General features: G+C 72.1%; 10 protein-coding genes. All 10 read left to right on the top strand.

Annotated features, from left to right (window positions below):
• Window positions 1-175: 175 nt before the first annotated feature.
• Complete coding sequence (locus ACZZ98_RS19015) at window positions 176-1,084, top strand: HAD-IIA family hydrolase (protein WP_463517695.1); 909 nt, start codon at window positions 176-178, stop codon at window positions 1,082-1,084.
• A gap of 67 nt (window positions 1,085-1,151) precedes the next feature.
• Window positions 1,152-2,030, top strand: a complete 879-nt coding sequence (locus tag ACZZ98_RS19010; protein WP_463517694.1) for a hypothetical protein — start codon at window positions 1,152-1,154, stop codon at window positions 2,028-2,030.
• Window positions 2,027-2,374, top strand: a complete 348-nt coding sequence (locus ACZZ98_RS19005) for a hypothetical protein (RefSeq protein ID WP_463517693.1) — start codon at window positions 2,027-2,029, stop codon at window positions 2,372-2,374. Before ACZZ98_RS19010 ends, ACZZ98_RS19005 begins: the two co-directional genes overlap by 4 nt.
• 1 nt (window position 2,375) lies before the next feature.
• The gene (locus ACZZ98_RS19000) at window positions 2,376-3,179 is read left to right on the top strand and encodes a TlyA family RNA methyltransferase (RefSeq protein WP_463517817.1); all 804 of its coding nucleotides are present in this window, start codon (window positions 2,376-2,378) and stop codon (window positions 3,177-3,179) included.
• Window positions 3,176-4,120: an NAD kinase gene (locus ACZZ98_RS18995; protein ID WP_463517692.1), complete on the top strand. Its 945-nt coding sequence runs from the start codon at window positions 3,176-3,178 to the stop codon at window positions 4,118-4,120. Before ACZZ98_RS19000 ends, ACZZ98_RS18995 begins: the two co-directional genes overlap by 4 nt.
• A 10-nt stretch (window positions 4,121-4,130) precedes the next feature.
• Window positions 4,131-5,834 carry a DNA repair protein RecN gene (recN, locus tag ACZZ98_RS18990; protein WP_463517691.1) on the top strand — a complete coding sequence of 568 codons (1,704 nt, stop codon included), beginning with the start codon at window positions 4,131-4,133 and terminating at the stop codon, window positions 5,832-5,834.
• Window positions 5,835-5,885: 51 nt separating this feature from the next.
• Entirely contained in the window at window positions 5,886-7,067 is a 1,182-nt protein-coding gene (steA, locus tag ACZZ98_RS18985) for a putative cytokinetic ring protein SteA (protein ID WP_463517690.1), read from the top strand.
• Complete coding sequence (locus ACZZ98_RS18980; protein WP_463517689.1) at window positions 7,064-8,017, top strand: copper transporter; 954 nt, start codon at window positions 7,064-7,066, stop codon at window positions 8,015-8,017. The genes steA and ACZZ98_RS18980 overlap by 4 nt, the downstream gene beginning before the upstream one ends.
• Window positions 8,014-8,826 (top strand): hypothetical protein, encoded by an 813-nt coding sequence (locus tag ACZZ98_RS18975; RefSeq protein WP_463517688.1) that lies wholly within the window; start codon window positions 8,014-8,016, stop codon window positions 8,824-8,826. Before ACZZ98_RS18980 ends, ACZZ98_RS18975 begins: the two co-directional genes overlap by 4 nt.
• Window positions 8,823-10,472, top strand: a complete 1,650-nt coding sequence (gene murJ, locus ACZZ98_RS18970) for a murein biosynthesis integral membrane protein MurJ (protein ID WP_463517687.1) — start codon at window positions 8,823-8,825, stop codon at window positions 10,470-10,472. The genes ACZZ98_RS18975 and murJ overlap by 4 nt, the downstream gene beginning before the upstream one ends.
• Window positions 10,473-10,503: the final 31 nt, after the last annotated feature.

The following is a 10,503-nucleotide window of genomic DNA, read 5'->3' as shown; positions in this document are numbered from 1 at the left end:
ACGCCGACACGTTGCTCGGCCTCGGGCGCGTGGAGGAGGCCCGCAACTGGTTCGAGAAGGCTGCCGACGCCGACGTCGAGTACGAGACCGATGCGGTCGAGCGGCTCGAGGAGCTGGACGGGGTCAGCACGACCGATCTGCTCGGAGGCGCCGACGAGGAGGACGAGGCCACCGAGTGAGGCTCGTCGACCGCTACGACGCCATCGTCTGTGACCTCGACGGAGTCGTCTACCGCGGCGACCCTGCGGTGCCGTATGCCGTGGAGTCCCTGTCCGCAGCGGGGATCCCGATCCAGTTCGCGACCAACAACGCCTCACGCCCACCGCACGAGGTGGCTGCCCACCTGCGGAGCCTGGGCCTGGACGTCTCCGACGCCGATGTCGCGACGAGCAGCCAGGCAGCTGCCTGGCTGCTCACCCAACGGCTTGAGCGTGGCTCTGCCGTGCTGGCGATCGGGGGTGAAGGAGTGGCGCACGCGCTGCGCCAGGCCGGCTTCGTGCCGGTGACCTCCGCCGAGGACCAGCCGGCCGCCGTGGTCCAGGGGTACGGCCCGGACGTGCGGGCCTCGGACCTGGCCCAGGCGGCATACGCGGTCCAACGCGGAGCGTTGTGGCTGGCCACCAACACCGACCACACGCTGCCCACTGCCCACGGCCTCGCGCCGGGCAACGGTGCCATGGTCCTGGCCGTGGGTGCAGCCGTCGGGCGCGCCCCGGACCTGGTCGCCGGCAAGCCGGACGAGCCTCTCTATCTCATGTGTGCCGAACGGCTCGGGGTGTCGCCGGATCGCGTTCTCGCGGTTGGCGATCGGCTCGAGACCGACATCGAGGGGGCTCACCACGCGGGGATGGACTCGCTCCTCGTCCTGACCGGCGTGCACGGTGTGCGAGACGCGGTCGCCGCTCCCTTGGTCGCCCGCCCCACGTGGGTCGCACCTGACCTGCGCGCCCTCTTGGCAGACGTCGGCGACCTCGAGCGCACGGCGGAGATCCTTGGCCGTGAGTGGGAACGGCGCGATGCGGGACCCGCCAGCGAGGACGGCACGGGAGCGCTGCCGACCGAGCTCGCGGCGCTGGCCGACTGACGCGCCTCTCCGGGCACGACCTGCCGAGTAGCGTGTGCGGGAACCACCACGAACCACAGGAGGAACCATGGCCAAGCGGTCGATCCAGGGATACGTCGAGCTGGCGTCCGGGCTGGGCGAGATGACCAAGGGTGCTGCCAAGGATGCAGCCGCCGAGCTGGTCTCGCTCACCAACGCCGACCTGTCACCCAAGAAGGCCACCAAGCAGGCAAGCAAGCTGGCTGATGACCTCATCGCCGCCGCCAACACGAACCGCAGGAATCTCGTGTCGCTCGTCCGCTCCGAGGTTGACCGGGCCGTGCGCCGACTCGACGTGCCGGGCCTCCAGCAGGAGCTGTCGACGGTGACGGACACCGTTCACGCCCTGCGTGCCCAGGTCGAGGACCTGGCCTCCACCCTGTCCGGTCGGTCGGCACGGACCGTGCCCGGCGTTGCGCTCAGTCCTGCCGCGGTCGTCGACTCTGCGGCTGCGGTCGCGCGTGACACCGCGGCGGTCGCGGGTGCCGCGCCGACGCCCAGTCGTCGCCCCGCCCGCTCGGCCCTGAAGAAGGCCACGCCCGCCGAGAAGGCCACGCCGACGAAGTCGGCTTCGGCCACGAAGTCGGCTCCGGCCACGAAGGCTTCACCCGCCAAGAAGGCGGCCAGCGCCAAAAAGGCGACCGCCTCGAAGTCAGCCCCTGCCAAGAAGGCGTCACCCGCCAAGAAGGCGAGCACGGCGAAGAAGACCACGACCACGACGTCCGCTCCCGCCAAGAAGGCGTCGACGGCCGGGACGACCACGGCGAGGAAGGCCACGACGAAGACGTCCGCCTCGGCGGCCAAGAAGTCAGCTCCCGCCAAGAAGTCGTCGCCCACCAAGAAGGCGTCGACGGCCAAGAAGTCCACGTCCGCCAACAAGGCCACCACGGCGGCGCCCAACAGCACCCCTGCGGCGGGCGGCGCGTGAGCGAGCAGGCCGCCGACGAGACCCACGAGGACGCTCTGGGGTCTGAACCAGAACCCTCCGGTGGCTCGGGGACGCTCGTGGAGAGCTCACCGGAGCCACGTGCATCCGAGGCTGCCGGACCCGAATCCGAACCCGAACCCGAACCCGAACCCGAACCCGAACCCGAATCCGGAGCCGAGCCCCGGCCCGCGGAGCCGGCGGCACCCGAGACGGGGGACCTCGTCATCGACGCTGCCCTGCGAGATCTCGCCGAGACGCCCACCGACGACCTCGACGCGCAGATCGAGCGGGGCGAGCAGGTCCAGCGGACGCTGCAGGGCCGGCTGAGCGACCTCGGAGGCTGACATCACCCGGCTGGACGCCGAGCTCGTGCGACGAGGGCTCGCCCGATCCCGCGGGGAGGCGAGGGAGCTGGTCGACGCCGGGCTCGTCACCCTGGACGGACGCATCGCGCGCAAGCCGGCCAGCGCCGCCGACGGCTCGAGCGCGCTGGAGATATCGCAGGACCGTCCGAGGTGGGTGGGTCGCGCCGCGCTCAAGCTCGACCACGCGTTCACGACCTGGTCGCCCATGGGCCTCGCCGCTGAAGGGCGCAGCTGCCTCGACGTCGGCGCGTCGACCGGTGGCTTCACCCAGGTCCTGCTCGCCCGGGGCGCGAGCCACGTCATGGCCCTCGACGTGGGCCGCGACCAGCTCGTCGCGGAGCTGCGCCACCACCCACGGGTCACCGAGCGCAGCGGCACCTCCATCCGCGATGTGGGGCCGGAGGACCTCGGCACCTTCGACGTCGTCGTCGGCGACCTGTCGTTCATCTCACTGACCCTCGTGCTCGAACCGATCGGCCGGCTGGCGAAGCCCGGCGCGGACGTCGTCCTCCTGGTCAAGCCGCAGTTCGAGGTGGGGCGTGGGCGGCTCAGCAAGAACGGCATCGTCACCGACCCGCGCCACCGCCGCAAGGCTCTCGTCGATGTGGTGGCCGCGGCCGAGCGTGCCGGGTTGGGCATCCACGGACTGGTCCGGAGCCCGATCCATGGGGGAGAGGGCAACACCGAGTACCTCTTGTGGGCACGGTCAGGGGTCTCGGGCACGATGGACCCCGTTGCGGTCACTGCCGCAGTCCGTGAGCTGAGCAAGGAGGTCAGGCCGTGACCGAGTCACGACGCATCCTTCTCGTCGTGCACCCTGCGCGGCCCGAGGTTCACGACCACGCGCTGGGCGTCGTCAAGCGCCTCACAGCAGCCGGCGTGGCGGTCGCGGTCATCAGCGCGGAGATGCGCGGCACCCCCCTCGAGGGCGCACCCGACCTCATCAGCGCTGATCCCGACGACCCCGCCCGTGGCTGCGAGCTGGTCTGCATCCTCGGCGGTGACGGCTCGATCCTGCGTGCCGCCGAGCTCTCGCGTGGCTCCGGCGTGCCCCTGCTCGGCGTGAACTTCGGACACGTCGGCTTCCTCGCCGAGGTGGAGCGGGACGACCTCGACGTCACGGTCGAGCGGATCGTCTCGCGTGACTACGCCGTGGAGGAGCGCATGACCCTCGAGGTGGTCGCCGTCCACGAGGGCGAGACCGTCTTCGAGAGCTGGGCCCTCAACGAGGTCACGGTCGAGAAGGCCTCGCGCGAGCGGATGATCGAGCTCACCGTCGAGATCGACGGCCGTCCGCTGTCGACGTGGGGATGCGACGGGGTGGTCATGGCGACGCCCACGGGATCGACCGCCTACGCCTTCTCTGCGGGTGGGCCGGTCGTGTGGCCCGACGTCGAGGCCATGCTCCTCGTGCCGATCAGCGCGCACGCCCTCTTTGCCAGACCCATCGTCGTCGGGCCCGAGAGCCGGCTGGCGGTCGAGGTGGTGCCACGGACCGAGGGCGCCGGGGTCGTGTGGTGTGACGGCCGCCGAGCCATCGACCTTCCTCCGGGTGCCCGCATCCAGGTGCACCGCAGCCCCGACCCCGTGCGGCTCGCTCGTTTTGCCGGCTCGCCGTTCACCGACCGGCTCGTCGAGAAGTTCGACCTGTCGGTGCACGGCTGGCGTGGGGCCGCACGCCGGGCCAGCGAGACCAGCACTGGGTCCTCCAGCGAGACGGGCTGACCGGCGCGCCGTGCTGCAGGAGATCAGGATCCAGGACCTCGGCATCATCGATGAGTCGCTCATCGAGTTCGGGCCGGGGCTGACCGTGCTCACGGGCGAGACCGGCGCCGGCAAGACGATGGTCGTGACGAGCCTCGGGCTGCTCCTCGGCGCCAGGTCCGATGCCGGCCTCGTGCGCGAGGGCGCCGCCCGCGCCGTCGTGGAGGGGGTGTTCGACGTCCCCGCCGACCACCCAGCGACGCTGCGCGCGACCGAGGCCGGAGGAGAGGTCGACGACACGCTCGTCCTCGTCCGCACCGTCCAGACCGAAGGGCGCTCGCGGGCCCACGTGGGCGGACGCAGCGCACCGGTGGGGGTGCTGGCCGATCTCGGCGAGCACCTCGTCGCGGTCCACGGGCAGGCCGACCAGTGGCGCCTGCGCCGACCCGAGGAGCACCGGGAGCTGCTCGACGCCTTCGGCGGCGAGGCTTTGGGAGCTGCGCGGACGGCATACGAGAGCAGGTATGCCGCGCACGCGGCGGCCGTGACCGAGCTCGAGTCCCTGCGCGCTGCCGCGCGCGAGCGCACCCGCGAGCTGGACCTGCTGCTGCGAGGGCTGGAGCGCATCGAGGCGGCCGAGCCCACGCCGGGCGAGGACGTGGCCCTGCGGATCGAGGACGAACGTCTCGCCCACGCCGAAGAGCTGCGCCAGGGCTCGGCGCAGGCCCAGGACCTCCTCGCAGGTGGCGACGACGCCGACGGACGAGCCGATGACGGCGTCATCGGCGCCCTCTCCCGCGCTCGCTCGGCGCTGAGCCAGGTCAGCGCCAACGACCCGGCGCTCGCCGACCTCGAACGCCGGCTCACCGAGGTGACCCATCTGGTCAACGACCTGGCCTCCGACCTCTCCGGCTACGTCGCCGACATCGACCTCGACCCCGGGCGCCTCGTGTGGGTGCAGGAGCGCCGAGCCCTGCTCAGCGAGCTGACCCGCAGCTATGGCGACACCGTGGACGACGTCCTCGCGTGGAGTGCCACCGCGTCGCGCCGGGTGCTCGAGCTCGAGGGCGATGACGACCGCATCAAGGAGCTCGAAGGCGAGGTCGCCGAGCTCGACGGGCGTCGCGCTGCTGCCAGCAAGGTGCTCAGCACGGCCCGTCGCAAGGCGGCCAAGGCACTGGCCACGCGCATCGGCGAGGAGCTCTCGCACCTCGCGATGGGCTCGGCCCGCGTCGTCGTCGGAGTCGAGCCCTCGGGACGGCTCGGCCCCCACGGCGCTGACGACGTCGAGATCGGTCTCGCCGCCAACGTGGGCAGCGCCCCCCGGAGCGTCAGCAGGACGGCGTCCGGCGGTGAGCTCTCGCGGGTGATGCTCGCGATCGAGGTCGCCACCGCAGAGGCCACCAGCACCGTGCCCACGTTCGTCTTCGACGAGGTCGACGCCGGTGTCGGCGGCCGCGCCGCGCTCGACGTGGGGGCCCGGCTCGCCGCCCTCGCCCAGAAGGCGCAGGTCATCGTCGTCACCCACCTCGCTCAGGTCGCGGCGCACGCCGACCACCACCTCGTGGTGTCCAAGTCCGACGACGGGCAGGTCACCCGCAGCGGTGTCCGTCGGGTCGAGGGGGAGGACCGGGTCACCGAGCTGGCCCGGATGCTGGCCGGGACCGTCAGCGAAGCGGCTCTCGACCACGCCCGCGACCTGCTCACCGACCTGGGGCAGAGCACCCCCGCCTGACCGGCCACGCCCTCCGCGGGAGCGGTGCACCAGCGTGGCACGATGTGCTGGATGCCCTTCACGACCCGACTTCGACGCGAACGCGACCCCGGACCCGCCGGTGTGAGCGGGCCTGCCCGGGTGGACCCCCGCACCAAGGACCTGACCAAGCGGCTCAAGCCCGGCGACATCGCCGTCATCAACCACGTCGACATCGACCGGGTGAGCGCTGAGGCGCTCGTCGCCTGTCGGCCGGCTGCCGTGGTCAACGCCGCGACGTCGATCTCGGGTCGCTATCCCAACCTGGGCCCCGAGATCCTGCTCGCCGCCGGCATCCCACTGCTCGACGCCGTCGGCGACGAGGCCATGGCGGTGGCCGAGGGCACCCTCGTGCACCTCGACGGAGACAGGCTCATGGCCGGCCAGACGGTGGTGGCGACCGGCCAGTCCCTCGACGACGCCTCGGTCGTCGAGTCGATGGCGGTGGCCAGGGCTGGGCTCAACGAGCAGCTCGAGGCGTTCGCCGCCAACACGATGGAGTACCTCAAGCAGGAGCGCGCCCTCCTCCTCGACGGTGTGGGTGTCCCCGACATCACGACCGACCTCGAAGGTCGCCACGCCCTCATCGTCGTCCGTGGCTACCACTACAAAGAAGACCTCAACATGCTCCGGTCCTACATCCGCGAGTACAAACCGATCCTCATCGGCGTCGACGGGGGAGCGGACGCGATCGTCGAGGCACGACTCAAGCCCGACCTCATCGTCGGCGACATGGACTCCGTCTCTGACGCGACGCTGCGGTGTGGGGCCGAGGTCGTCGTCCACGCCTACCGCGACGGGCGCGCACCCGGGCTCGAGCGGGTCCGCGACCTCGGGGTCGAGCCCGTCGTCTTCCCGGCCACGGGCACCAGCGAGGACATCGCGATGCTCCTGGCCGACGACAAGGGAGCCAAGCTCATCGTCGCCGTCGGCACCCACGCCACGCTCATCGAGTTCCTCGACAAGGGGCGGTCGGGCATGGCGAGCACGTTCCTGACCCGGCTGCGCGTCGGCGGCAAGCTCGTCGACGCCAAGGGCGTGAGTCGCCTCTATCGCTCGCGCATCTCCGGGAGCTGGCTCGTCTTCCTCGTCCTCGTCGGCCTGACCTCGCTCGCTGCCGCACTCTGGGCCACGCCCGGGGGGAGGGTGCTGCTCCAGGTGATCGGCGCCCGTCTCGACGATCTCTGGTCCGCACTCGGAGGAATCCTCACGTGATCGACTTCCGCTACCACCTCGTCTCGATCGTCTCGATCTTCATGGCCCTCGCGGTCGGGATCGTGCTCGGTGCGGGCCCCCTCAAGGGGTCCATCGGCGAGACCCTCACGCAGGAGGTCACCCAGCTCCGGGAGGACCGGGCAACGCTGCGCAGCGAGCTCGACGTCGCGCGCAAGGCAGGCGTGACGCGCGACGACTTCAACGACGCCGCCCGGACCCGGCTCGTCGGCGGCACCCTCACGGGCACCACGGTTGCCCTTGTGCTCCTGCCCGGCGCTGACGCCGACCACGTGACGGACGTCGCCGAGACGCTCACGGCGGCAGGCGCGTCGGTCGTCTCGCGCACCACCGTGGAGGACGCCTGGGTGCCCGAGGACGACGAGGCCCGCGCGCAGCAGGCCACGCTCGCATCCGAGCAGCGGCGGGCACTCGGTCTGCCCCAGGCGGGGGAGTCGGACAGCAACTCTCTCGATGACGTGTTCGCGACCGCCCTGCTCGCCCCGAACTCCGGCACCAACAGCGACGCGGGCAAGGGCGCCCTCGACGCTCTCGCGGCAGCCAAGCTCATCGACGTCGAGACCGCCGACCTCGTGAGGGCCAACGCCGCTGTGCTCATCGGGGCACCGATCAAGGGCGACGTCGCCGCCGAGCGCGACCGCAGCGCGACCAGCCTGGCCTCGCTGGCAGCCTCGCTCGACCGCTCCGGTGCAGGAGCCGTCCTTGCAGAGGACGTGGGAGTCAGCGGCTCGGCCGGCGCTGCGTCCGTCGTGCGCGCGGCTCGCAGCGACGCCGAGACGTCCCGGGCTCTCTCCACGGTCGACGACGTCAGCCTGCCGCTGGGACAGATCAGCGTCGTCTATGCGCTGGTGCAGCAGATCGCCGGCGGCGTGGGTCAGTACGGCCTCGGCGACGGTGTCTCGGCCGGCTACCCCCCGATCCCGGCACCATGAGCCGACGCCCGCTCGTCGGGGCCGTCGTGGCTGCGGCCGCGGCGGGCGCCGCGATGCTGGCGCGTCATCAGCTTCCTGCACACCTGCGCGAGCCGTGGGACCGCACCAACCACGCAGGGCGCACGGTGACCCTGCTCGAAGGGCCGGTGTATGCCGTGGCGGCCGCAGCGGGCGTGCTCGCAGCGGGACCCCCTTCGGCCCCCGGCATCGTGGCGAGTCTCGGTGCCGGCGCGTTCGGGGCCTTGGACGACCTGGCCGGGGACTCCTCCAGCAAGGGCCTCAAGGGCCACCTGGGGGCCCTGGCACGGGGTGAGGTGACCACCGGTGCGATCAAGATCGCTGGTCTAGCCGCGACCGGTCTCGCCGCGGCCGCAGTGACCGACCGGCGGGTCGGTCGTGGGCTGCTCACCACCCTGATCGGCGGAGCTGCGATCGCGGGATCGGCCAACCTCGCCAACCTCTTCGACCTGCGTCCCGGACGCGCCCTCAAGGTCACGACCCTGTCAGCGCTGCCGTTGCTCATCCCTCCCGACGCGAACGGCGCCGCCACCGCGGCAGCCGCGCTCGGCGCTGCAGCCGGCACCCTGCACAGCGACCTGCGCGGGCAGGCGATGCTCGGCGACACCGGAGCGAACGCTGCCGGTGCGCTCGTCGGCCTCGCACTCGTCGAGCGCAGTGGGCTGCGTGGACGCATCGTGCTGCTCGCCCTCACCGCGGGCCTCACCGTCCTCTCCGAGAAGGTGTCGTTCAGCCGGGTCATCGAGGGCAACCCCGTCCTGCGCGCCATCGACTCCTTCGGTCGCCCGTGACGGCCCGGTCGGTGGGCCAGTCGGTGGCCCGGGCCGCCCTCGTCGTCGCCGTGGCCACCCTGCTGGCCCGCCTCGCCGGGTTCGTGCGCACCCTCGTCTTCTCGTACAGCGTGGGCACGAGCCCTGTCGGCGACACCTACCAGACGATCAACACGCTGCCCAACGTCGTCTACGAGGTTGCGGCGGGTGGTGCCCTGGCCGCGATCGCGGTGCCGTTGGTCGCCGGTCAGCTCGGAGCGGGACGACGCGAGGACGCGGACCGCGCGGGCTCGGCCCTGCTGACCTGGGCCGTGGTCATCCTCCTGCCGCTCGCCGCGCTCGTGTTCGTGGCGGCACCCTGGCTGAGCGACCTGCTCCTCGACGACTCCGAGGAGCCCGGAAGCGTGGACCTGGGCGCCACCATGCTCCGGATCTTTGCGCCACAGGTGGCGCTCTACGGCATCGGGGTCGTCCTCGCCGGGATGCTCCAGGCGCACCGACGCTTCCTCGCCGCTGCGCTCGTGCCCCTGCTGTCCAGCCTGGTCGTGATGGCTTCCTACCTCGCCTACGGCCAGCGGATCAGCGCGAGGGTCACTGCGCAGGAGGTGCCGTCGGACGCGGTGTGGATCCTCGCGGGTGGCACGACCCTTGGGGTCGTCGTGCTGAGCCTCCCACTCTTCGTGCCGGCCCTGCGCGCTGGCATCCGCTTTCGACCCACCCTGTCGTTCCCGGCCGAGCTCGGCGCTCGGGCAGCAGGGCTGGCGGGGGCGGGTGTCATCGCCCTCGCGGCGCAGCAGGCCGCGGTGTTCCTGACCCTGTGGCTCACCCATTCCCCGCGGACCGTCGACACGGGCGCCGTCAACATCTATGCCTACGTCCAGGCGGTCTACCTCCTGCCGTATGCCGTCCTGGCCGTTCCCATCGCGACGGCCGCCTTCCCGTCCCTGGCCAGTGCCGAGGCGGCGAGGGGCAGGACGGGTGACGACTCCGCCCCCGCGACGCTGGCGCGAAGCCTTCGCGGCATCCTGCTCCTCACCTCAGGAGCCGTGGCGGTCCTCGTCACCGTCTCGCGACCGGTCGGCCGGTTCTTCGACGCCCTGGACCGCGGGTCCGACGGTCCCGGCCAGTCGGCGCTCGCCGCCCTGCCGGGCGCGCTGACGTCCTATGCACCTGGCCTCGTGGGCTTCAGCGTCGCGGCCCTGCTCACGCGAGCCCTCTATGTCCGAGGACGCCCCGTCCACGCCGCCGTGGCCGTGGCGGCAGGCTGGGGGATCGCCGGACTCGTCCCGGTCCTGACGATCCCGGACGGGTCCGATGCGGCCGCGACGCTGACTGCCCTGGGCATCGCGTCGACGTGCGGCATGACCGTCTCGGCCGTCGCGTTGGCCGTCCTCGTGCGTCGCTCGTGGGGGGTGGCGGCGCTGGCCGGCAGCGGTCGGACCCTCGCCGCCGCAGTCGTCGCCGTCGCGCTGGCCATTGCCGTCGGAGACACGGTCGAGCGGCTCGCCGACTGGAGCGGTCTCGTGGGGTCGGCGGTCGCCGGCCTCGCCGTCGCAGTGGTCACCATGGGCGTCCACCTGGGCGTCATGGCGCGAGCCGACCGGTCGGGCATGAGCGCACTCCGAGAGCGTGGCCGGCAGCGTCGCCGGAAGGAGACGCAAGCATGACCATCGCCGTCGTAGTCTGGCGTCCAGGCTC

This window comes from Knoellia sp. AC549, assembly GCF_979258975.1.
This window is presented reverse-complemented; position numbering and strand designations above follow the sequence as displayed.